We start from the raw sequence: 21,946 nt of genomic DNA, 5'->3' as shown, positions 1-21,946 counted from the left end.
ACTAGATTGCCATCCAAAGCAGATTGCCTGCAAACGCAGTTATGAGGAGTTAATCCATGCCCACCATCGCCGTCACCGATTCCAGCTGGGAGGACGATGTCCTCAAGTCCGACAAGCCCGTCCTCGTGGATTTCTGGGCTGACTGGTGCGGTCCGTGCAAGATGATCGGCCCGGCTCTCGAAGAGATCAGTGACGAACTCGGCGACAAGGTGACCATCGCCAAGATGGACATCATGGCCAACACCGACATCCCCGGCCAGATCGGCGTGAAGTCGATCCCGCTGATGGTGCTGTTCAAGAACGGCGAGGCGGTTGCCCAGAAGCTCGGTGCAGCGCCCAAGAGCGCGCTCAAGGGCTGGATCGAAGGCGAGATCTGATCGCGGCAGGGCGCCGCAAGGAGCCCTGACGTCGACAAGGAAAAAGGCCGCAGGCACTAGGTTGCCTGCGGCCTTTTCGTTTTGTCCGGAGGCTTGGCCTCAGGCCTGCATCTCGGCGACGATTGCGGCGAAGTCGTCCCACAGTGCGGGGCTCGAGGCGCCGATCAGTTCGGTGCGTTCGTATTCGTCGACACGGTAGGGGCTTCCGTCGGGGCGCGCGGCCTTGCCGCCGGCCTCGTTGAGGAAAAGTACGCCTGCGGCATGGTCCCAGGGCAGCGTGCGGTTGAAGACCGAGATGTCGTTGGTGCCCAGCACGAGGCGCGGATATTGCTCGGCGGCGCAGCGCGGGATGTCGACCAGCGTGTAGTGCGGCTCGACCTGTGCCTTGACCTGCTCGCGCTGCTCGGGATCGAGGAACAGCGTCGAGATCGCGGCGACCGGCGGCTCCTGCCCGGTGCTGCGCGCAGAGACCTTGTAGCCTTCGACGAAGGCTCCGGTGCCAAGTCCTGCATGGCAGAACCGCCCCGAGAGCGTGTCGAGGATCCAGCCCCCGATGGTCTCGCCCTTGTCGGCGAGCGCGACGAGCACGCCGAACGGGGCCTTGCCCTGCGCGAAGTTCATCGTCCCGTCGAGCGGATCGACGATCCAGCACAGCTTGTCCTTGAGCCGGGCCATGACCTCGGGATCGGCGTGGACCGCTTCCTCGCCCACGACGCACGCTTCGGGCAGCAGGTTCGAGAGGCGTGCGGTGAGCATGGCCTCGCTCTCGCGGTCGGCGATGGTGACGACGTCGCCGGGCGCCTTGTCAATGATCTGGTCCTGCTCGAGCTTGCGATAGCGCGGGGCGATGGCGCGGTCCGAGGCTTCGCGCATGATCGCTTCGACCGCGCTGGTGAGGGCAGGGGTGATCATGATGGCTTGCGTATCCTCTCGCGTCAGGTCAGCGGGATCATCACGTTGTCGGCATAGCCTGCGCGGCTGCGGATGCGCTCGTACCATGCCGTGACGTTGGGAAAGGCAGGCTTGTCGAAGGGCAGCGCCGACCAGGTGTGGATGTAGACGCCCATCGGGATGTCGCCGATGCCGAAATCGTTGCCCGAAAGGTAGGGCGTAGTGGCGAGGTGCGCGTCGAGCACCGCGAGATGCTTTGCGCAGGCCGCGATCGAGCGCTCGATCTTGGCCGCATCGCGATCCTCGGGCGCGGTGCGGGCAAAGCCGAGGAAGGCATCGCGCTGCGCGTCGGCATAGGCGAACTGCCAGTCCATCCAGCGGTCGGCGAGCGCGCGGTCGATGGGATCGTTCGCGAACCAGCGCGGGCCGCCGTATTCAGCCGCCATGTAGCGCAGGATCGCGTTCGATTCCCACAAGGTGATCTTGCCGTCCTCGATGGTGGGGATCAGGCGGTTGGGGTTCTTGGCGAGGTATTCCTCGCTGAAGCCGAACGCGCCGCCCACGTCGATGCGGCGGTAGGAGAGGCCCAGTTCCTCTGCGAACCAGACGACTTTCTTGACGTTGTGCGAGTTGAGCCGGCCCCAGACGGTCAGAGTAGGCGTGGTCCGGCTCATGTCAGCTCCGGTAGTCGGCGTTGATCGAGATGTAGCCATGCGTGAGATCGCAGGTCCACACCGTGGCGGCGCCGTCCCCCATGCCCAGGTCGACCTCGATGGTCACGTCCTGGCCCTTGAGGTGCGCTGCCACCGGAGCCTCGTCATAGTCGGCGAGCGGCAGACCGTTCCTCGCGGCCCAGGTGCCGCCAAAGCCGATCGAGAGGCGGTCGCGGTCGGCGGGCTCGCCTGCCTTGCCCACGGCCATGACCACGCGGCCCCAGTTGGCGTCTTCGCCCGCGATGGCGGTCTTGACCAGCGGCGAGTTGGCGATGGCCATGCCGACCTTGCGCGCGCTCTCGTCCGAAACGGCGCCCGAGACCGAGACCGCGATGAACTTGTTCGCGCCTTCGCCGTCGCGTACGACGAGGTGGGCGAGCTGGCGGCAGACGTCGTGGATCGCGGCGGCAAAGGCATCGGCGCCGGGGCTGTTTGCGTCGACGAGCGGTGCGTTGCTTGCCTTGCCGGTCGCGAAGGCGAGGACGGTATCGCTGGTCGAGGTGTCCGAATCGACCGTGATGCACGAGAACGTGCGCGTGTTCGCAGCGGAGAGGCATTCCTGCAGGAACGCAGGCGATACCGCGGCATCGGTGAAGACGTAGCCGAGCATCGTCGCCATGTCGGGGGCGATCATGCCCGAACCCTTGATGATCGCGCTGATCGTGACTTTCGTCTCACCGATCATGGCGCTTGCCGTCGCGCCCTTGGCGAAGGTGTCGGTGGTACCGATGGTCTCGGCCGCCTCGTTCCACGAGCACGGCTGCGCGACGAGTGCCTTCTCCAGACCCTCGCGGGCCTTGTCCTTGGGCAGCGGCACACCGATCACGCCGGTCGAGGACACGAACACTTCCTCCTTCGTGCATCCCAGATGCTCGGCGACCTGCGCCATGATCTGTTCCACCGCTTCGCGCCCACGGTAGCCGGTGAAGGCATTCGAGTTGCCTGCATTGACCACTAGCGCGCGGGCCGAGCCCTGTGCGAGGTTGTCGCGACCGATCTCGACCTCGGAAGAGCAGCAAACGTTCCTTGTGAACACGCCGGCAACCGCAGTGCCCTCATCGAAGGTCACGTAGGTCAGGTCGCAGCGGCCCCAGTCCTTGTACCCGGCACGCGCGACGCGCGGGGTGACGCCCGCGATCTGCGGGAGGGCGGGGAAGGGCGAGGCGAGCGGAGAGACGGTGTCGGACATGGCGCAAGTCGGTAGCGCCCCTTGACGCTGGGTCAAGGATGCAATCGGCGCAGGCACGCCGATTGCTGCGGGTACTCGATCAGGTCCGGCTACACTTCCCGGCGAACAGTGGCCATTGCGCGGTAGACAGCCGTGCCTTGGCTTCCTATCTGGTGGCAATGGCCAATCGCCTGATCCTGACCCTGCTTGCCCTGCTTACGGGCCTCGCCGCGCCTGCTTCGGCGCAGCAGGCGCGTGCAGCGCAGTTGCCTTCGGCGCAGCAGGTCCGGATGATTGCCGAGGCAGCCGCGACCAAGGCCCCGCGTGCGCCTGTCGCGCTGGCGAGGCTGCCCGAGCCGGGCTGGCGCAATACTCGCATCCATGCCCCGTCGCGCGAGATCGCGCCCGCGGTGCGCTCGGTTCCTGCGGTTCTCACCCGGATCGACCGCGCCCGCGAATAGCAGGGCAAGGTCCGTGCCACGCGGATCGCCCCCGGATTGCGGCTCTTGCGAGAGCTGACCGGACGTGCCGGCCCACATGCTCGCGCGCGTCCTCCATATTCATATCGATATTTCGAAAAAACAGGGATTTCCCGCCATGCTCGGCGCACTCGTCAAGTCCATCTTCGGTTCGTCAAACGAACGCTACGTCAAGTCTCTCTCCAAGGTCGTCGCCCAGATCGAGGCTTTCGAGCCCACGCTCGAGGCGATGAGCGACGAGGAACTTTCCGCCCAGACTCAGAAGTTCCGCGAACTGCTCGCGAACGGCTCGAGCCTCGATGACATCCTGCCCGAGGCCTTTGCTACGGTGCGCGAGGCATCGAAGCGTGTCTTCGGCATGCGCCACTTCGACGTGCAGATGATCGGCGGCATCGTGCTTCACCGCGGCGAGATCGCGGAAATGCGCACCGGCGAGGGCAAGACGCTCGTCGCGACCACCGCGACCTACCTCAACGCGCTCGAGGGCAAGGGCGTGCACGTCATCACCGTGAACGACTATCTCGCCCGTCGCGACGCCGAGACCATGGGCAAGCTGCACAATTTCATGGGGCTCACCATCGGCGTGATCGTGCCGAACCTCGACGAGTTCCAGCGCCGCGAGGCCTATGCCGCCGATATCACCTACGGCACGAACAACGAGTTCGGCTTCGACTACCTGCGCGACAACATGAAGCACGAGCGCAGCCAGATGGTGCAGCGCCCCTTCAACTTCGCGATCGTCGACGAGGTCGATTCGATCCTGATCGACGAGGCGCGCACCCCGCTGATCATTTCGGGTCCGACCGACGACAAGTCCGAGCTCTACATCGCGGTCGACGCGATCGTTAAGCAGCTCAGCGACGAGGACTACGAGAGCGACGAGAAGACCAAGAGCGTCACCCTTACCGAGGACGGCGCGGAGAACGTGGAGCGTCTGCTCGAGACCGCGGGTCTGCTGGTTGGCACCAATCTCTACGACGTCGAGAACACGCAGGTGGTCCACCACCTCGACCAGGCCCTCAAGGCCGTGAAGATGTTCAAGCGCGACACCGACTACATCGTCAAGGACGGCAAGGTCGTCATCATCGACGAGTTCACGGGCCGCATGATGGACGGGCGTCGCTGGTCGAACGGTCTGCACCAGGCGGTCGAGGCCAAGGAAGGCGTCAATATCGAGCCCGAGAACCAGACGCTCGCCTCGATTACCTTCCAGAACTATTTCCGCATGTACCCCAAGCTTTCGGGCATGACCGGTACTGCGGCGACTGAGGCCGCCGAGTTCTTCGACATCTACAAGATGAACGTCGTCTCGATCCCGACCAACGTTCCGGTGCAGCGCATCGACGAGGAGGACGAGTTCTACAAGAACACGCTCGACAAGTTCGGCGCCATCGCCAAGCTTATCCGGGAGAAGAACGAGAAGGGCCAGCCGGTCCTCGTGGGCACCGTCTCGATCGAGAAGTCCGAGCTGCTTTCCGACTTCCTCAACAAGGAAGGCGTCAAGCACTCGGTGCTCAATGCGCGCTTCCACGAGATGGAAGCGCACATCGTGGCGCAGGCGGGGCGCCTTGGCGCCGTGACCATCGCCACCAACATGGCGGGCCGTGGTACCGACATCCAGCTGGGCGGCAACCTCGAGTTCCGGATGGACGACGAGCTCGCCGAGATCCCCGAAGGACCCGAGCGCGAAGCCGCTCTCGTGCGTCTCAAGGAAGAGATCGCGGCGGAGAAGGCCCAGGTGCTCGAAGCGGGCGGCCTGTGCGTGATCGGTACCGAGCGCCATGAAAGCCGCCGCATCGATAACCAGCTGCGTGGCCGTTCGGGCCGTCAGGGCGACCCGGGCCTATCCAAGTTCTACCTGTGCCTCGAGGATGACCTGCTGCGCATCTTCGGCCCCGACACGCTGTTCTCGAAGATGATGAACAGCAACCTCGCGGACGGCGAGGCGATCGGCTCGAAGTGGCTCTCCAAGGCGATCGAGACCGCACAGAAGAAGGTCGAGGCGCGCAACTACGAGATGCGCAAGCAGGTCGTCGAATACGACGACGTGATGAACGACCAGCGCAAGGTGATCTACGAGCAGCGCTCGGACATCATGGATGCCGATACGCTCGACGATGTCGTCGTCGACATGCGCAACGACACCGTCAACGCGATGGTCGCCGATGCCTGTCCGCAGGGCTCCTACCCCGAGCACTGGAACATCGAGGGGCTCAAGGCAGCCGCTGCCGACATCCTCGGCCTCGACGCGCCGATCGAGCAGTGGGTCGATGAGGACGGCGTCGATCCCGAAGTCATCGAGGAACGCCTCGCGGCCATGGCCGCGGAAAAGATGCAGGCCAAGATGGAACGCGACGACCCGGCGATCTGGCGTCAGGTCGAGAAGTCGATCATGCTCGATCGCCTCGATCACCACTGGAAGGAGCACCTCGCCACGCTCGATGCGCTGCGCCAGGTGGTGTTCCTGCGTGCCTATGCCCAGAAGACCCCGATCAACGAGTACAAGACCGAGGCCTTCAGCCTGTTCGAACGCATGCTGGAAGGCATCCGCGAGGACGTGACCCGCATTCTTTCGGTCAGCGAGTTGCGCATGCCTGAACCGGTCGAGCTTCCCGAGCTTCCCGACTTCCTCACCGGGCACATCGATCCGCTGACCGGCATGGACAACAGCAACGACGGCGACGGGTCCGCGCAGATGGCAGCACATTTCGGTTCGCTCGCCGGCAGCCCCGTCGCTTCGGCGAGCCCGGGCGGCACGGCTGAAAATCCCTATGCCGACATGAACATCAGTCGCAATGCACTGTGCCCTTGCGGCTCGGGCAACAAGTACAAGCACTGCCACGGCGCGCTCGTCTGAGCGTTGCCGTAACGAAGGGGTGGCCTCACGGTCGCCCCTCGCGGGCGTGTAACCCGCAACGAAAGCAAGAAGGGCCGCCGTAGCGACTACGGCGGCCCTTCTTGCGTTTGGTCAAGATTCGCGTGGTGTGGAGCGCTCAGGGGCGTATCTGCCAGACGTCCTCGCGGCGATAGAGGATGCAGATGCGCCGACCGTCTTCCCACAGTTCGGCATGACGGTCGGGAGCCTCGTTCTTGGCGACCACGAGTGCGCCACCGGCATGGGCGGCTTTGAACTCAATCCGCTTCTCCAGCCCCACGGCATCGTCGAAGTACTTGAGGGTGTAGGTCTGCATAAGAATCCCGCGACGAACAGTCATGCGCAACGAACAGATGGACCGGCCCGGACAACGCGTCCCGACCGGCCTTCGAACTAGGGCCGACCGAACGGGTTTGCGATGGCCTTTCGGCCAGTCCGGTCGATCAGTTAGTCGAACCGTCTGATGCGCGAGTGGTTCCCGTTCGCAAAGCCACGATTTCATCTTGTGCCAGTGCTGGACAGGCTTCCGGCATTGCAGTGCAGCATCTGGTCAAAAAGGCACTTACGCTTCATCGTGTGCGGGATGCAGCTGGTCGGCGAAGCCGGAACACGGAGAACCGGGTTGCATTGCATCATGCGTATCCTCCGATAGAGAAGGCATAGGCACATGGCATCGATCTACCAGGCAAGGCTGTGGGGCCAGAAGGCGGCGCGCGACGGAATCGCATCGGAAGCGAATCCCTACCGCAACCCGCGCTGGCGCGAGGCCTGGGATGCCGGCCATTCGCAGGAGCTCGATTTCCAGCAGGTACGCACGCTCGCCGCGGTGCACTGACCCGACGCAGTCGTAAGACGGCAATCGTCAGCGCTCGGCTGAGAATCAACGATGTTGTGGAAGCGGCCTGTGTCGCACTGGCCTTGCGCCGGTTGTGACTTGCGAGCCTTTGATTTCCTTGGGAAAGGAAATGGCTCCCCGAGTAGGATTCGAACCTACGGCCATTCGATTAACAGTCGAATGCTCTACCGCTGAGCTATCGGGGAGCAGCCCTTTGATGTCGCCACCGCCGGGCAGGTGTGCGCCTATACGCAGGGCCTTCCGGGTTGGCAACCCCGCTCTTCAGAAAATTTGCCGCGAGCCGCGAGAAAGTTTCGGGCGAGGTCCTAAAGCCCGCAGAAGGCCTAGCTTCAGACCTGAAATTGCTCGGCGAAAATACGTTCCTCGAGGGTGAAGCCGGGGTCGAAAAGGAGGGTGAGTTCCTTTTCCTTCGCCGCTGCGATTCGTACGGTGCTGACGTCGCGCACTTCCTTCTGGTCGGCGACGGCGGCGACCGGGCGCTTGCCGGGCTCGCGGATGCGGAACTCGACCTCGGCGCTCTCGGGCAGGATCGCGCCTTTCCAGCGGCGCGGCCGGAACGGGCTGATCGGGGTCATCGCCAGCATGCGGCATCCCAGTGGCAGGATCGGGCCGTTGGCCGAGAGGTTGTAGGCGGTCGAGCCAACCGGAGTGGCGACGAGGATGCCGTCGCCGGCGAGTTCCTCCATGCGTACCTTGCCGTTGATGCGCACTTCCAGCTTGGCTGTCTGGCGCGTTTCGCGCAGCAGCGACACTTCGTTGATCGCGTAGTAGCTATGGACTTCGCCCGAGCCGGTCGTGACCTGCATGCGCAGCGGGCTGACCGGGACGCGGTGTGCCTGCATCACGCGTTCGACGAGCGGGCGGGTGTCGTCGTGCTGGCCATTCATGAGAAAGCCCACCGTGCCCAGGTTGAGCCCGAAGCAGGGCTTGATCACGTCGCGGTCGAGCAGTTCGTGCAGAACGTGGAGCAGGAAGCCGTCGCCGCCGACCACGACCAGCACGTCGGCCTCCTCGGGTTTGACCCAGGAATGCGCCTTGCGCAGCGCTACGGCGCCGCTTTGCGCCTTGCCGCTGTCCGAGACGATGAGCGCGAGCTTGAGCGGACCGCCGCCGATGGGCTGCGTGATCGCCGTGCCTGCACTGTCCGGCGTATCGAAATTTCCTGCCATTGTCGGGTCCTGCTGCACGTTTGCCTTGGTCGCTCCAGTCTACCGGCTGTGCCCAATCGGGACAGGCCGAGACCCTCGGCTGATTTGGCTGGAAAATTTTGAACCGTTTGGCAAGGGGTTTGGGGCAAGGAGACAGCATGGACGCTACGCACACAGGCCCGGTTTCGCAGCGCACGCGCAGGCGTGCGGCACCGCCGGGCGGCGTGCGCGGTCTCGAGGCGCTTCACGCTGCGGTGGCTGGCTGGCGCGAGGAAGCCGCACGCGAGCTCCATCATGCGCATGTCCATGCCCTGATGATCGGCCTGCGCCGCCTCGACAGCGTGGACATGGCTTACGGCGCTGCCGCGAGCGATGGCGCGCTGCGCGAAGTGGCAGGGCGCATTGCCCATTTCGCCGCTGCAGAGATCGATGGCCCCTGGGTTCTCGCCGAGGCCGGCAACGGCGCTTTCGTCCTCGCGGCCAATGTCGCGTGCAGCCGCGAGCGCTGGCAGTTGCTGGCCGACCAGCTTGCGGACCTCGTCGCCCGGCCTGTGGCGGTGACGGCAGGTATCGTGCGTCTCTCGCCGCGCTTCGCTCTCATCCGCACGCTTGCGCAGGAAACCAGCGAAGCGATGCTCGACCGGCTCGGACACGCGCTGTTCGACGCGAGCGAGCAGCCCGGGCACCGGCTTGTCTGGGCCGACGGTGAGGCGACCTTACCCGGACGCTCGGCCGCGCAGCTCGAGGCAGATCTGCTCGGCGCGATCGACCGCGACGAGATCGAAGTGCTTTTCCAGCCTCAGTTCAGCCTTGTGAACGACAGCCTGACGGGCGCCGAGGCGCTGGCGCGCTGGGATCACCCGGAGCTGGGCAGGATCGGGGCAGGGGCGCTGTTCAGCATTGCCGAGCGTGTCGATCACGTGGGCCCGCTGTCGCGCCATATCGCGCGCAAGGCGCTGTTCGCGGCGCGCGAGTGGCCGGGCGAACTTCGCCTCTCGGTCAACGTGACGCCCGCCGATCTCGCCTTCGAGAGCTATACCCATCAGATGCTCGATCTGGTGCGCGAGAGCGGCTTTCCGCTGCGCCGCCTCACGCTGGAGATCACCGAGCAGTCGCTCATCGCCGACGTCACCGCAGTGGCGCAGATCATGGCGGAGTTCTCGGCGCAGGGGATTCGCGTCGCGCTCGATGATTTCGGCGCGGGCTTCTGCAACTTCCGCTATCTCAAGGTCCTGCCGATCCACTACCTCAAGCTTGACCGCGCGATGATCGAGGGGGTGACCGAAGACAGCCGCGACGTCGCGGTGCTGCGCGCCATTGTCGCGATGGCGCAGGCACTCGACATGGAAGTGATCGCGGAAGGGATCGAGGAAGAGGCCCAGCGCGAGGTCGTCGCGCGCGAGCACTGCAGCTACTATCAGGGCTTCCTGCGCGCGCAGCCGATGAGCGTCGCGCTGTTCGATACATTGGCGAGGGCAGAACTCGGCAGTAGCTGAGCAGGTTCGCCTGACGGTCTGACACGGTCAGGGCAGAGCGATCGACACCTGCATGAAAAAGGGCCCCGGTTTGCGCCGGGACCCTTTTCCTTGCTCGGTTTTGCGGAGCTCTGTGCCTCAGCGCGCGCCTTGCGCGTAGAAGGCCTCGAGGTCGAGGCGCATCTGGTGCAGTGCTTCTGGATTGAGGTAGATCATGTGCCCGGCCGGGTAGTACTTGAACATGAGGTTCGAGCGCAGCTCGGGCTTGAGCATCATGTGCTTGAGGTCGCGCTCGGTCGAGTGGAACGGCGTCGCCATGTCGTAGTAGCCGTTGAGCGAGAGCACGCGCATATGCGGGTTGGTACGCATCGCACGGCTCAGGTCGGCAGTCACGTCGACGAGGTTCTGCTGGCTCGAATAACCGTAGCCCGGTGCCTTGTGCGACCAGTCCCAGTTGAAATTGCCGGCCTCGCGCGCGCTGCGGCGGTAGGTGAGGTCGGTATCATAGCCGAACTTGGTGTGCAGCTGGTCCATGAAGCTGGAGATGTACAGGCCGGTGATGCCGGTGCTCGAGGGATCGTACTCAGGGCCTTCGCCGGCTGCATCGGCATCGGTGCCGGTGTAGCGCGAGTCGAAGCGGCCCAGCGTCTCGCGTTCGCCGCGCAGCAGTTCCTTGCGGAAGCGGCTGAGATCGACGCGCAGGTTGGCGCTCTTGATGTAGTCTACAGAGAGGCCGGTGAAGCGGCTCATCTCGCGCGCGACCGCATCTTCCTCGGCCGGGGTGATGTCGGAACCCTTGCCCAGCGCAGAGGCGTAAGGGCCATTGGCGAACTGGCGCGCCTGCTCGACGAACTGGTCGAGCGAGGCAGGGCGGTCGGCCACCTTGTTGTGGTACCAGGCGGTCGCGGCATAGCTGGGCAGGTAGCCGATGTGGATATTGTCGAAGCCGGACTGGCGGATGCCGTAGTTCATGATCGAGGAGAGCAGGATCACGCCGTTGAGCGACATGCCGCGCCCTTCCATTTCCTCGGACAGGGCGCCCGAGCGCGTCGTGCCGTAGCTCTCGCCGAAGATGTACTTGGGATCGCCCCAGCGTCCGTTCTTGGTGATGTAGCGCTGGATCGCGTCGGCAAAGGCATTCACGTCCTGGTCGACGCCATAGAACGCGCCGGGATCGGTGTCGCCCAGCGCGCGCGAGTAGCCCGAGCCGGGTGCGTCGAGGAAGACCATGTCGGTCGAGCCGATCAGGCTGTCGGGGTTGGGGCCGACCGGGTAAGGGGCAGGGGCGACCGCGACCGGGTCCGAGGTCGTCACCTTGGTCGGTGCGAAGCTGCCCATGCGCAGCCAGACCGATGCCGAGCCGGGACCGCCATTGTAGAAGAAGGTGACCGGGCGGTTCTTACCGGGCGCGGTGTAGGCGGTGTAGAAGATGCTCTGGGTCGGTTTGCCCTTGGCATCGCGCAGGGTCAGCGTGCCCGCCGTCGCGGTATAGGCGATCGAGCGGCCATCGACACTGACAGAGCCCTTGGTGGTCTTGGTCACTTCCTCGACAGGAGCGCTGGCCCAGCTGTCGGCGATCTGCTCGGCGACCTTCTCGTCGTGCATCTTCGCGGCGTTCGGAGCATCGCCCTTCTGCGCGAACGCGGGCTGTGCAAGCGCCACGAGGGGGATGGCGGCGAGCATCGATATTGCTTTCATGTGGTACCCTGTACTGGAATTGAGACCCGAAACGACACTGTGCGGGCGTTTCCGTTTCCGTGCAAGGATACTTTATATCTTTGTTGTGAAAGGGGATAACCCGAGACTTAACAGTCGCTTGCGCCTCAGCCCGCCTTGCGCGCCACCCCGGCAAGGCCCTTGGTGAGCTGGAGCAGGCCATTGAGGCGGGCTTTGGGGTCGGCCCAGGCGCGCGAGACGACGAGCTTGTTGTCGGGGCGCAGCTTGATCGTGCCCTGCAGGCGATCGGCATAGGCGATGAGGCCCATGGGATTGGGGAAGCTGTCATTGTGGAAGCTGACCAGCGTCCCGCGCGCGCCCACGTCGATCTTGGCGATATGCGCCTCGATTGCCTGCCGCTTGATCTGGATGAGCTTGACCAGGTTGGCGGTCGGTGCGGGGAGGGGGCCGAAACGGTCGATCATCTCGGCGGAGAGCGCCTCGACCTCTTCCTGCCCTTCGGCATCGTTGAGGCGGCGGTAGAGCGCCATGCGTACAGCGAGGTCGGGAACGTAGTCCTCGGGGATCATGATCGGCGCATCGACAGTGATCTGCGGCGAAAGGCCCGAGGTGTCCTTCTCCAGACCGACGCCGCCCGCGCGCGCGGCCATGATCGCGTCCTCGAGCATCGACTGGTAGAGCTCGAAGCCGACTTCGCGGATGTGGCCCGACTGCTCGTCGCCCAGCAGATTGCCCGCGCCGCGGATGTCGAGGTCGTGGCTGGCTAGCTGGAAGCCTGCGCCCAGGCTGTCGAGGTCGGAGAGGACCTTGAGGCGCTTTTCGGCCACTTCGGACAGCTGCTGGTCGGGCGGTGTCGTGAGGTAAGCGTAGGCGCGAAGCTTCGAGCGTCCGACACGGCCGCGCAGCTGGTAGAGCTGGGCAAGGCCGAAACGGTCGGCGCGGTGGATGATGATGGTATTGGCGCGCGGGATGTCGATCCCGCTCTCGACGATGGTGGTGGCGAGCAGCACCTCGTACTTGCCCTCATAGAACGCGCTCATGCGCTCCTCCACCTCGCCCGCCGACATCTGGCCGTGGGCGGAGATAACCTTCACCTCGGGCACGTTCTTTGCGAGCCAGATCTCGACTTCGGCCATGTCCGAGATGCGCGGCACGACGATGAAGCTCTGCCCGCCGCGATGGTGTTCGCGCAGCAGCGCCTCGCGCATCACCATGTCGTCCCACTCCATCACGTAGGTGCGCACGGCAAGGCGGTCGACCGGCGGGGTCTGGATGGTGGAGAGTTCGCGCAGGCCCGACATCGCCATCTGCAGCGTGCGCGGGATCGGCGTCGCGGTCAGGGTCAGGACGTGAACGTCGGCGCGAAGCTGCTTTAGCTTCTCCTTGTGCGTAACGCCGAAGCGCTGTTCCTCATCGACGATGACGAGGCCGAGCCGCTTGAAGCTGACCATCTTGGAGAGGATCGCGTGCGTGCCGCAGACGACGTCCATCGTGCCGTCGGCCAGCCCCTCGCGCGTGGCGCGCGCTTCCTTTTCCGGCACGAGGCGCGAGAGGCGCCCGACATTGAGGGGAAAGCCCGAGAAGCGCTCGGCAAAGCCCGAGAAGTGCTGGCGTGCGAGCAGGGTCGTGGGCGCGACGACCGCGACCTGCTGCCCGGCCATGGCCGCGACGAAGGCGGCGCGCAGCGCGACCTCAGTCTTGCCGAAGCCGACGTCGCCGCACACGAGGCGGTCCATCGGACGTCCGCTCGACAGGTCCTCGAGCACGTCGGAGATCGCCACTTCCTGGTCCTCGGTCTCCTGCCATGGGAAGCGCTCGACGAACTGGTTGAGCGAGTTTTCCTCGGCAACGAGCGCCGGGGCCTTGCGCAGCGCGCGTGCGGCGGCGGTCTTCATCAGCTCGCCGGCAATCTCGTTGATGCGCTCCTTGAGGCGCGCACGGCGCTTCTGCCAGGCCTCGCCGCCCAGCTTGTCGAGCACTGCTCCCTCTACTTCCGAGCCGTAGCGCGAGAGCACGTCGAGGTTCTCGACCGGGATGTAAAGCTTGTCGCCGCCATGGTAGGCCAGCATCACGCAGTCATGCGGCGACTGGCCGACCGGGATCGACTGCAGGCCTTCGTAGCGGCCGATGCCATGGTCCATGTGGACGATGAGATCGCCCGGCGTCAGTGCCGAGAGTTCGGCAAGGAAGGCGTCGACGTCCTTCTTCTTCTTCTTGCGACGCACGAGGCGGTCGCCGAGAATGTCCTGCTCGGTGACGACCTCGAGCACGTCGCTCGAGAAGCCGGTCTCGAGCGGCAGCACCAGCGCTGCCGAGCGGCCCTGAACGGCAAGGCCGAGTGCCTCCTGCCAGGTCTCGGCAAGCTGCGGCTCGGTGCCCCACTTGTTCTCCTGCGCCGCTTCGCCGAGGATCGAGGCGAGACGGGCGCGGCTGCCGGTCGAATAGGCCGCGAGGATCGGCTTGCTGCCGGTCTTGCCGACCTCGTGGAAATGCTTGGCCGCAGCCTTGTAGACGTTGTCGCCGCGGGCGCGCTCGGGCGTGAAGTCGCGGGCATTGCCGAAGCCGAAATCGACGACCTTGCCGCCTTCGGGCTGTGCGAAGGGATCGGCGCGGTGCGCGGGCTGGGCTTCGACGAGGCCCTTGAACTCGTCCTCCTCGAGATAGAGCTGGGCGATGCCGAGCGGGCGATACGAGCCCGCCTTCTGGCCCGAGGTCTCCATGCGCGCGCGGTAGTAGTCGGCGATGTCGCCGAAGCGCTCGGCGGCAGCGCCGGTCACGCTCGAATCGAGCACGACCAGATCGTTCTCGCCGATGTGGTCGAACAGCGTGACGAGCCGGTCCTCGAACATCGGCAGCCAGTGTTCCATGCCCGCAAGGCGGCGCCCGTCGCTGACCGCCTGGTAGAGCGGATCGGACGTGGCGTTGGCGCCGAACTTCTCGCGGTAGCGGCTGCGGAAACGCTTGACACTGTTGTCGTCGAGCAGCGCCTCGCTGGCGGGGACGAGCAGGTGTTCCTCGACCGTGCCGGTCGTGCGCTGGGTATTGGTGTCGAAGAGGCGCAGCGTCTCGAGTTCGTCGCCGAAGAAGTCGAGGCGAAGTCCTGCGCCCAGACCCGAGGGCACGATGTCGAAGATCGAGCCGCGCACTGCGAACTCGCCTGCGTCGATCGCGGTGTCTGTGCGCTGGTATCCCTGTCGGCGCAGCAGCGCGATCAGGCTCTCGTGCCCGATCTCCATGCCGGGCTTGAGGTGGCGCACCGATTCGCGAATGCGGAACGGGGTGAGCACGCGTTGCAGCACGGCATTGGTGGTGGTGACCAGCAGCTGCGGACCGCTGCGCTTCGCCTGAAGCCGGTAGAGCGCGGCAAGACGCCGGGCGCTCACCGAGAGCGCGGGGCTGGCGCGGTCGTAGGGCAGGCAGTCCCATGCGGGGAACTCGACGACCTCGATCTCGGGGGCAAAGAAGCGCGCCGCTTCGGCGACGGCACTCATGCTCGCCTCGCTGTCGGCGACGAAGACCGCGCGCGCACCCTTGCCCGAAGCGGCCGCCGCCCGCGCCATGTCCGCCATCACCAGCGGCTGGCTGCCGCGCGTGACCGAGGCCAGCGTCAGCGGGGAGGTCGCGGAAAGGATGCGTGCGAAATCAGTCATCTGGATCGGTCTCTTCGTGCAGCTTGCAAAGAGCGTTCCGGATGCAAGCAGGCTTCTCGCGGGACGCGGGTCTTGCTTTCGGCGCCTCTCAGCGCGGGATCACGACGTAGTCGAGCTTCATCATGCGCTCGATCAGCGGACCCTGGTATTCGGGAGGGATCGACTGGGTGCCCAGCGCCCAGGCCATGATGTCGACGTCTTCCTCGTCGAGGACCTTCTCGAACAGGTCGATCTCCTCCTCGCTCCACTCGGCGTGGAAGCGATCGAAGAAGCAGCCGATCATGTAGTCTGCCTCGCGCGTGCCACGATGCCAGGCACGGAACTTGAGGCGGGCGAGGCGGGGAGGAAGTTCGCTCATGTCCGCGCCGTTACAATGCGACGCGGCCATGAGCAAGCGCGGGGAGCGCCGGGCGTCAGAGCGCGGCGTTTCCCCGAGAGGGCCCAATAGCCCCCGAAAGGCAGACGTCAGCCGTGCACGGCGCTGACGAGCTGCTCGGGCCTGCGCCCGGTGAGGGTCTTGGCGATCTCGCCGACGAGCGCGTTCTCCAGCTCCTTGTGGTAGTGGCGGCGCATCTCGCCCAGCGAACGCGGGTCTGCGATGACTACCAGCCGATCAAACTGGTGCTTGAGTACCTGACCGTTGAGCCATTCGGTGACTGCCGCGACGTGGGCCGATTCCTCCAGCTTGTCGGGCCGATCCTTGGGGCCACCGGCGGTGAAACGCGAGACCTTGTCGTGGTCCTTGGCACCGGCAGAATAGTTCGTCGCGTCGAGATCGGGCACATCGAGCGCGGAAAGCTTCGGATCGGACTCCATGCCGGTGTTGCGGTAGAGTTCGAAGTTCTCGCCATCGACGACGGCCAGCACGGTTCCCTTTGGCAGGAGCATCTCTCTTTTCTCCGTTTATCGTTGATCTCACCAAAACCAACGACCTGCCTGTGAACGGTGTTCCAAGGCGTCTGGCGAAATGCACCGGGCACGCGCTAAGAGGCGCTGATGCGGCCCGAAGCGCTCAATCCCCTGTTCGCCGAGACCGACTCCCTCGATGGTGTCGGCCCCAAGCTGATGCGTCCGCTCGAGAAGCTCGGCCTGACGCGGATCAAGGACCTTGCCTATCACCTGCCCGACCGCTTCGTGGAGCGGCGCGCGGTCACCGACCTCGACGCTGCCGGGGTGGGCGAGAACATCATCGTCGCGCTCACGGTGCGCGAGCATCGCGCTTCTGCGGGGCGCGGGCCCTTTCGCGTGGTCTGCGAGGACGAGCGCGGCACCATTTGCACGATCACCTACTTCGGTCGCGCCTCCTACACCGCGCGCAAGCTGCTGCCGGTGGGCGAGATGCGCTGGGTCGCGGGCAAGCTCGAGCAATACGGGCAGATGCTCCAGATCGTGCATCCCGAACACGTGACGCAGAGCGCCGCCGAGGCGATGGCGCAGGCGCGCGAGGCGGTCTACCCGCTCTCCGAAGGACTTACCCAGGGTCGGCTCGCGGGGCTGGTCGCACAGGCGCTCGTGCTCTTGCCCGAACTGCCCGAATGGATCGAGCCGAGCCAGATCGCGAAAAGCGGCTGGATGGCCTGGCACGAGGCCCTGCCCGAAGTGCACAAGGCCAAAAACGAGCCCGCGCGCGACCGGCTTGCCTATGACGAACTGCTCGCCAATGCGCTGGCGCTGATGCTGGTGCGCGCGAGCAACCGCTCGCAGCGCGGGACCCCGCTGAGCGGCGACGGCTCGCTGCGCGCGAAGCTGCACCTGCCTTTCGCACTGACCGGCGCGCAGGCGCGCTCGATCCGCGAGATCGAGGGCGATCTTGCCCAGTCCGCGCCGATGCTGCGCCTGCTGCAGGGCGACGTCGGGTCGGGCAAGACGGTGGTGGCGCTCTCGGCGCTGCTGATCGCGGTCGAGGCGGGGCGGCAGGGCGCGCTTCTTGCGCCCACCGAGATTCTCGCGCGCCAGCACTACGAGACCTTGCGCCAGATGCTCGAGGGCACGGGCGTGGAGATCGTGCTGCTGACAGGGCGCGACAAGGGCAAGGCGCGCGAGGCGATCCTGATGGGGCTCGTCGACGGCTCGATCCAGATCGTGGTCGGAACGCACGCGATCTTTCAGGACTCGGTCTCCTACCGCGATCTCGCGCTGGTGGTGATCGACGAGCAGCACCGCTTCGGGGTCGGCCAGAGGCTGATGCTGGCGCGAAAGGGGCGCCGTACCCCGCATACGCTGGCGATGACCGCGACCCCGATCCCGCGCACGCTAACGCTTGCGCAGTACGGCGAGATGGAAGTCTCGCAACTCGACGAACTGCCACCCGGGCGGCAGGCGATCGATACTCGGGTGGTCTCGCTCGAGCGCATGGGCGACGTCGTCGGCGCGCTTGCGCGGCACATCGAGGGCGGGCAGCAGGCCTACTGGGTCTGCCCGATGGTCAACGAAAACGAGAACGAGGACCTCGCCGCCGCCGAGGCGCGCTACGCGACGCTGAGGGAGCGTTTCGGCGAGACGGTGGTGCTGGTTCATGGCCAGATGCGCCCGGAGGCCAAGGACGCGGCCATGGAGCGCTTCGTCGCGGGCGAGGCGCGGCTGCTGGTGGCGACGACGGTGATCGAGGTCGGTGTCAACGTGCCCAGCGCCACGCTGATGGTGATCGAGCAGGCCGAGCGCTTCGGCCTTGCCCAGCTTCACCAACTGCGCGGGCGTGTCGGGCGCGGCAGCGAGAAGTCGACCTGCCTGCTCCTGCGCAGCGACAAGCTCAGCGAGACCGCGCGCCAGCGCCTCGCCCTGATGCGCGAGACGCAGGACGGCTTCCGCCTCGCCGAAGAGGACCTGCAGCTTCGTGGCGGGGGCGAGTTGCTGGGCACGCGCCAGTCGGGCGATACACCGTTCCGCATCGCCAGCCTCGACCAGATCGCGAAATACCTGCCCATGGCCCACGACGATGCGCGCCTCCTGATCGAGCGCGACGGCGGCCTTGATGGCCCGCGCGGCGAGGCGGCTCGCCTGTTGCTCTACCTGTTCGAGCGCGACTGGGGCGTGCAGCTCCTGCGCGGGGGCTGAGGGGGAAGTACGGGCGGGTCACGATCCTGGCCCGTAATTTCCGCAGGGCTGCCACTCCCGGATGATTGCCGTGCCCGGCGCCATCGCGCAGCCTCGCGCGATGGCCGGACAATGCGTCCGCCGCGGCGTGGGAGGCAGCAAGGGTGCAGGACAAGTCAAACCAAGACATGTCGACGCAAGGGGAGGCTCGGGGGCGCGATCCGGTTCTCGTGACCGGAGCGGCCGGGTTCATCGGCCACGCCACCGCGCACCGCCTGCTCGAACGCGGTGAGCAGGTGATCGGGCTCGATATCGTCAACGACTACTATGATCCCGCGCTCAAGGAAGCGCGGCTGGCGACTTTTGCCGGGATCGACGGCTTCTCCTTCCATCGCATGGACGTCGCCGATGCACCCGCGCTCGCCGCGCTGGTGCGCGAGGCGGGCGTGCGCCGGGTTGTGCATCTCGCCGCGCAGGCGGGGGTGCGCTACAGCCTGTCCAACCCGTTCGCCTACGAGCATTCCAACCTCGCCGGACACCTCGCAGTGCTCGAGGCCTGCCGCCACGTGCCGGGTTTTCGCCACCTCGTCTATGCCTCGTCGAGCTCGGTCTATGGCGACCGTCCACTTGCGGGCGGGGGGTTCAGCGAGGAGGACCCCGCCGTTGCCCCGGTGTCGCTCTACGCCGCGACCAAGCGGGCCTGCGAGCTGATGAGCCATTCCTATGCGCATCTTTACGGTTTCGCGCAGACGGGGCTGCGCTTCTTTACCGTCTACGGTCCATGGGGGAGGCCCGACATGGCCTACTTCGGTTTTACCCGGAAGATTCTCGCGGGCGAGCCGATCGAGGTCTACGGCGAGGGGCGCATGGCGCGCGACTTCACCTATATCGACGACATCGTCGAGGGTATCCTCGGCGCGCTCGACCATCCACCGGGCGAGCCAGCGCACCGTGTCCTCAACATTGGCGACAGCCGCCCGGTCGGCCTGCTGGACATGATCGCGGCGCTCGAGGCAGCGCTGGGCCGTGAGGCGCAGAAGATCATGCGACCGATGCAGCCGGGAGACGTCACCGCGACATATGCCGACGTCAGCCGCCTCGAAGCGCTCTGCGGCTATCATCCCAAGGTGATGATCGAGGAAGGGCTGCGCCGCTTCGCGCACTGGTATCGCGGCCACTACGCCGCGCCGGCGATGGCACTCGAAGGCTGAGGCGGCGATGCAGGGAACGGCGAAGCGTGGAGCAGGGCTGGGGGCTGAACTGGCCACGGCCTTGCGCTTCGTCGCGGTCGGCGCGCTCAACACCGCGATCGGCTACGGCTTCATCCTCGGCGGCCTCTTGCTCGGTCTCGGCGACTATGCCGCGAACCTGTGCGGTTTCGTGCTGTCGGTGCCGGTCTCCTATCTGACGCACCGCTGGCTGACCTTCCGCGCGCGCCACCGCGCGAGCAGGGCAGAGATGCTGCGCTATGCGCTCGTCTTCGCACTCGCCTATCTCGCCAACCTCGCGGTGATCGCGATCGGGCGCGAGGTCGGCATGGCGCAGGGCATTGCCGGCCAGGCGCTGGTGCAGGCGGGGGCTGTCGGGACTTACGCCGTGGTGCTGTTCGTGCTCAGCCGGCTCATCGTCTTTCCTTCACGACGAGGCTGACCACGTCCTCGGGCGGGTTGAGCCGGGTCTCGACGACCGGCGGAATGCCGTTCTTGGCCTGAAGGAACAGGCGCCCGACATATTCGCCGAGAATCCCCATGAACACCGCGTTGAGCGAGATCGACATCAGCAGCAGGATCGTCGTCGTGGCAAAGCCTGCGGGCCAGGCCTGGCCGAAGACCAGCCGCCCGACGAGGTAGACCATGGTCATGGCCATGCACAGCACGCCGATCACGATGCCTGAGATCGAGGCGAAGCGCAGCGGCAGCAGCGAGTGGTTGAGCACCCCGTCGATCGCCAGCGAGATCATCGACCTGAGCGGGAACTTGCTCTCCCCCTCGATGCGGCCCATCCGGTCGTATTCGAGCCCGATCTGCGAGAAACCCATCGCGCTGATGAGGCCACGAAGATAGGGCGAGGCATCGTCGACCTTGGCGAGCTCGACGAGGATGCGGCGGTCGACGAGGCGGAACTCGCCGGCGTTGATCGGCAGGTCGTCGTCGCTGATCCACGAGATGAAGCGGTAGTAGCCGCGCCGCAGCAGTGCGGTCATCCAGCCGTCCTTGAGGCTGCGGCGGATGCCGTAGACGACCTGATGCCCCGCGCGCCAGAGCTTGAGCATCTCCGGGATCAGCTCGGGCGGGTCCTGCAGGTCGCAGTCGAGCTGGATCGAACAGGCGCCCGAGGCCGCCTTGTAGGCGCACAGCAGGCTGCGCTGGTAGCCGTAGTTGCGCGAGAAGCGGATGACCTGCAATGCCGGGTCGCGCTCGGCCAGTTCGCGCAGCAGCGCGAAAGTGCGGTCGGTCGAATGGTTGTCGGTGACGATGATCTCGTAGCGGTACTCGGGCAGGTCGGCGAAGACCTTCACGATGGTCTCGTAGCAGCGCACCACATTGCCTTCCTCGTTGAAGGCGGGAACGAGGATGGAGACGAGGGGTTTGGCTGCTCCAGTCACGAGACGACTTCCGGCAGCGAGGCCTCGTGTGCCGCGCGGTGGGCGGCAATGGTGTGGCGAAGGCCATCCTCGAGCGTGATCGCTGCGTGCCAGCCAAGCCTGCGCCGCGCCAGTTCGGGGCTGGCATGGAGCACCGAGGGCTTGTTGCCCGGGGCAGCGGGCGTCACGCGCAGCAGCCGTGGATCGGCACCGGCGAGGTCACAGATGCGCGCCATGACATCGTCCATGCGCGGGGCGATGCCGCTGGCGATATTGACGATCGGGCAATCGGCGGGAACCGTATCGGCGAGCGCCACCAAACCCGAGACCGCGTCCTCGACATGGATCAGGTCGCGCCTGTCTTCAGGTCGGGTAAGCGTGATCGGGCGCCCTGCCAGCAATGCGTCAACGGCCTCGGCAACGAGGAAGGCACGTGACTGGCCCGCGCCGTAGCAAAGCGCCAGACGGGCATTGATCACGGGGAAGGGCATGGTGCCCGTCAGCACGCCTATCGCGGCAGTCGTGGCCAGCATGCCGGCCCCGTAGGCAGTGGCCGGACGGGCAAGCGCATCTTCGCGACAGGGCATATCGGCGGGGCCGTATTCGGCGATGGTTGCCGCGCGGATCATGACCCGCGGTGGCGTCGCCAGCGCCGTCAGGGCTTCGACAAGGGTCAGCGTCGCCGAGAGGTTGGCTTCGGCGGCGCGGCGCAGGGCGATGAACGGCGAGCCGGTTTCGGGCCGGGTCTGTGCGGCAAGATGATAGACGCAGGTCGGAGCGATGGCTGCGAGAGCGGCCTGCAGGCCAGCTGCGTCGACGAGGTCGACACGGTGGAACGTCAGCGCATCGAGCAGGCCGTCGAGCCGGTCCAGCCGGGTCGACGGTCGCACCAGCGCATGGACCTTCTCGCCGCGCGCGAGCAGACGTTTGCAAAGGTGCGCGCCGATGAACCCGGCAGCCCCGGTGACGAGTGAGACTTCTGCAGGCACGCATCCTCCGTCAAAGCTGGCTCCGTCGCAG

Annotated in this window: 19 protein-coding genes and 1 tRNA gene; 8 read left to right on the top strand and 12 right to left on the bottom strand. The window is 65.9% G+C overall.

Annotated elements, in window-relative coordinates; genetic code table 11:
• The first annotated feature begins 56 nt into the window (after window positions 1-56).
• Window positions 57-377: a thioredoxin gene (trxA, locus tag I5E68_RS12335; RefSeq protein WP_197164109.1), complete on the top strand. Its 321-nt coding sequence runs from the start codon at window positions 57-59 to the stop codon at window positions 375-377.
• Between the two features lie 99 nt (window positions 378-476).
• Here the strand turns inward: trxA and I5E68_RS12330 are convergent, their stop codons facing one another.
• From I5E68_RS12330 to argJ, 3 genes are read right to left on the bottom strand one after another with little or no spacing between them, the layout of a single operon-like run.
• Window positions 477-1,289, bottom strand: a complete 813-nt coding sequence (locus tag I5E68_RS12330) for an inositol monophosphatase family protein (RefSeq protein WP_197164108.1) — start codon at window positions 1,287-1,289, stop codon at window positions 477-479.
• A 23-nt stretch (window positions 1,290-1,312) separates the two neighbouring features.
• Window positions 1,313-1,942 carry a glutathione S-transferase family protein gene (locus I5E68_RS12325; RefSeq protein ID WP_197164107.1) on the bottom strand — a complete coding sequence of 210 codons (630 nt, stop codon included), beginning with the start codon at window positions 1,940-1,942 and terminating at the stop codon, window positions 1,313-1,315.
• Window position 1,943: 1 nt separating this feature from the next.
• A complete protein-coding gene (gene argJ, locus I5E68_RS12320) occupies window positions 1,944-3,170 on the bottom strand; it encodes a bifunctional glutamate N-acetyltransferase/amino-acid acetyltransferase ArgJ (protein ID WP_197164106.1) in 1,227 nt (408 codons plus the stop codon).
• Between the two features lie 137 nt (window positions 3,171-3,307).
• On the opposite strand from argJ, the gene I5E68_RS12315 reads away from it, so the two are divergent.
• Both I5E68_RS12315 and secA read left to right on the top strand, forming a co-directional pair.
• The gene (locus tag I5E68_RS12315; protein ID WP_228726958.1) at window positions 3,308-3,610 is read left to right on the top strand and encodes a hypothetical protein; all 303 of its coding nucleotides are present in this window, start codon (window positions 3,308-3,310) and stop codon (window positions 3,608-3,610) included.
• 136 nt (window positions 3,611-3,746) lie between these two features.
• The gene (gene secA, locus I5E68_RS12310; protein WP_197164105.1) at window positions 3,747-6,485 is read left to right on the top strand and encodes a preprotein translocase subunit SecA; all 2,739 of its coding nucleotides are present in this window, start codon (window positions 3,747-3,749) and stop codon (window positions 6,483-6,485) included.
• A 136-nt stretch (window positions 6,486-6,621) separates the two neighbouring features.
• On the opposite strand, the gene I5E68_RS12305 is transcribed toward secA, so the two are convergent.
• A complete protein-coding gene (locus I5E68_RS12305) occupies window positions 6,622-6,819 on the bottom strand; it encodes a hypothetical protein (RefSeq protein WP_197164102.1) in 198 nt (65 codons plus the stop codon).
• A gap of 351 nt (window positions 6,820-7,170) precedes the next feature.
• Here I5E68_RS12305 and I5E68_RS12300 point away from each other — a divergent pair, with 351 nt between their 5' ends.
• Window positions 7,171-7,338, top strand: a complete 168-nt coding sequence (locus I5E68_RS12300; RefSeq protein ID WP_197164100.1) for a hypothetical protein — start codon at window positions 7,171-7,173, stop codon at window positions 7,336-7,338.
• A gap of 131 nt (window positions 7,339-7,469) precedes the next feature.
• On the opposite strand, the gene I5E68_RS12295 is transcribed toward I5E68_RS12300, so the two are convergent.
• Window positions 7,470-7,544 (bottom strand) — tRNA-Asn (locus I5E68_RS12295).
• A gap of 144 nt (window positions 7,545-7,688) precedes the next feature.
• On the bottom strand, window positions 7,689-8,528 hold the full coding sequence (locus I5E68_RS12290; RefSeq protein WP_197164098.1) for an NAD kinase: 840 nt from the start codon (window positions 8,526-8,528) through the stop codon (window positions 7,689-7,691).
• 137 nt (window positions 8,529-8,665) lie between these two features.
• On the opposite strand from I5E68_RS12290, the gene I5E68_RS12285 reads away from it, so the two are divergent.
• A complete protein-coding gene (locus tag I5E68_RS12285; RefSeq protein WP_197164096.1) occupies window positions 8,666-10,003 on the top strand; it encodes an EAL domain-containing protein in 1,338 nt (445 codons plus the stop codon).
• Between the two features lie 117 nt (window positions 10,004-10,120).
• Here the strand turns inward: I5E68_RS12285 and I5E68_RS12280 are convergent, their stop codons facing one another.
• The 4 genes from I5E68_RS12280 to I5E68_RS12265 form a co-directional block, all read right to left on the bottom strand.
• A complete protein-coding gene (locus I5E68_RS12280; RefSeq protein WP_197164094.1) occupies window positions 10,121-11,680 on the bottom strand; it encodes a S10 family peptidase in 1,560 nt (519 codons plus the stop codon).
• A 125-nt stretch (window positions 11,681-11,805) separates the two neighbouring features.
• The gene (gene mfd, locus I5E68_RS12275) at window positions 11,806-15,309 is read right to left on the bottom strand and encodes a transcription-repair coupling factor (RefSeq protein ID WP_197164092.1); all 3,504 of its coding nucleotides are present in this window, start codon (window positions 15,307-15,309) and stop codon (window positions 11,806-11,808) included.
• Window positions 15,310-15,397: 88 nt separating this feature from the next.
• Window positions 15,398-15,667, bottom strand: a complete 270-nt coding sequence (locus I5E68_RS12270) for an FAD assembly factor SdhE (protein WP_228726957.1) — start codon at window positions 15,665-15,667, stop codon at window positions 15,398-15,400.
• Between the two features lie 107 nt (window positions 15,668-15,774).
• Window positions 15,775-16,197, bottom strand: coding sequence for a baeRF12 domain-containing protein (locus I5E68_RS12265; protein ID WP_197164088.1), 423 nt, complete (start codon window positions 16,195-16,197; stop codon window positions 15,775-15,777).
• 108 nt (window positions 16,198-16,305) lie between these two features.
• On the opposite strand from I5E68_RS12265, the gene recG reads away from it, so the two are divergent.
• The 3 genes from recG to I5E68_RS12250 all read left to right on the top strand — a co-directional run bounded on the left by recG (window position 16,306) and on the right by I5E68_RS12250 (window position 19,992).
• Window positions 16,306-18,363 (top strand): ATP-dependent DNA helicase RecG, encoded by a 2,058-nt coding sequence (gene recG, locus I5E68_RS12260; RefSeq protein ID WP_197164086.1) that lies wholly within the window; start codon window positions 16,306-16,308, stop codon window positions 18,361-18,363.
• Window positions 18,364-18,530: 167 nt separating this feature from the next.
• The gene (locus tag I5E68_RS12255; RefSeq protein WP_197164083.1) at window positions 18,531-19,553 is read left to right on the top strand and encodes an SDR family NAD(P)-dependent oxidoreductase; all 1,023 of its coding nucleotides are present in this window, start codon (window positions 18,531-18,533) and stop codon (window positions 19,551-19,553) included.
• Window positions 19,554-19,560: 7 nt separating this feature from the next.
• Window positions 19,561-19,992 (top strand): GtrA family protein, encoded by a 432-nt coding sequence (locus I5E68_RS12250; RefSeq protein WP_197164081.1) that lies wholly within the window; start codon window positions 19,561-19,563, stop codon window positions 19,990-19,992.
• Here the strand turns inward: I5E68_RS12250 and I5E68_RS12245 are convergent.
• Both I5E68_RS12245 and I5E68_RS12240 read right to left on the bottom strand, forming a co-directional pair.
• Window positions 19,964-20,947, bottom strand: a complete 984-nt coding sequence (locus I5E68_RS12245; RefSeq protein WP_197164080.1) for a glycosyltransferase family 2 protein — start codon at window positions 20,945-20,947, stop codon at window positions 19,964-19,966. The genes I5E68_RS12250 and I5E68_RS12245 overlap by 29 nt on opposite strands.
• Entirely contained in the window at window positions 20,944-21,915 is a 972-nt protein-coding gene (locus tag I5E68_RS12240) for an NAD-dependent epimerase/dehydratase family protein (protein ID WP_197164079.1), read from the bottom strand. The genes I5E68_RS12245 and I5E68_RS12240 overlap by 4 nt, the downstream gene beginning before the upstream one ends.
• Window positions 21,916-21,946 lie beyond the last annotated feature (31 nt).

Source organism: Novosphingobium aureum (assembly GCF_015865035.1).
Lineage (GTDB): Bacteria > Pseudomonadota > Alphaproteobacteria > Sphingomonadales > Sphingomonadaceae > Novosphingobium > Novosphingobium aureum.
Note: the sequence above shows the minus strand (reverse complement) of the source record. Positions and strands in the feature narration are given on the sequence as shown.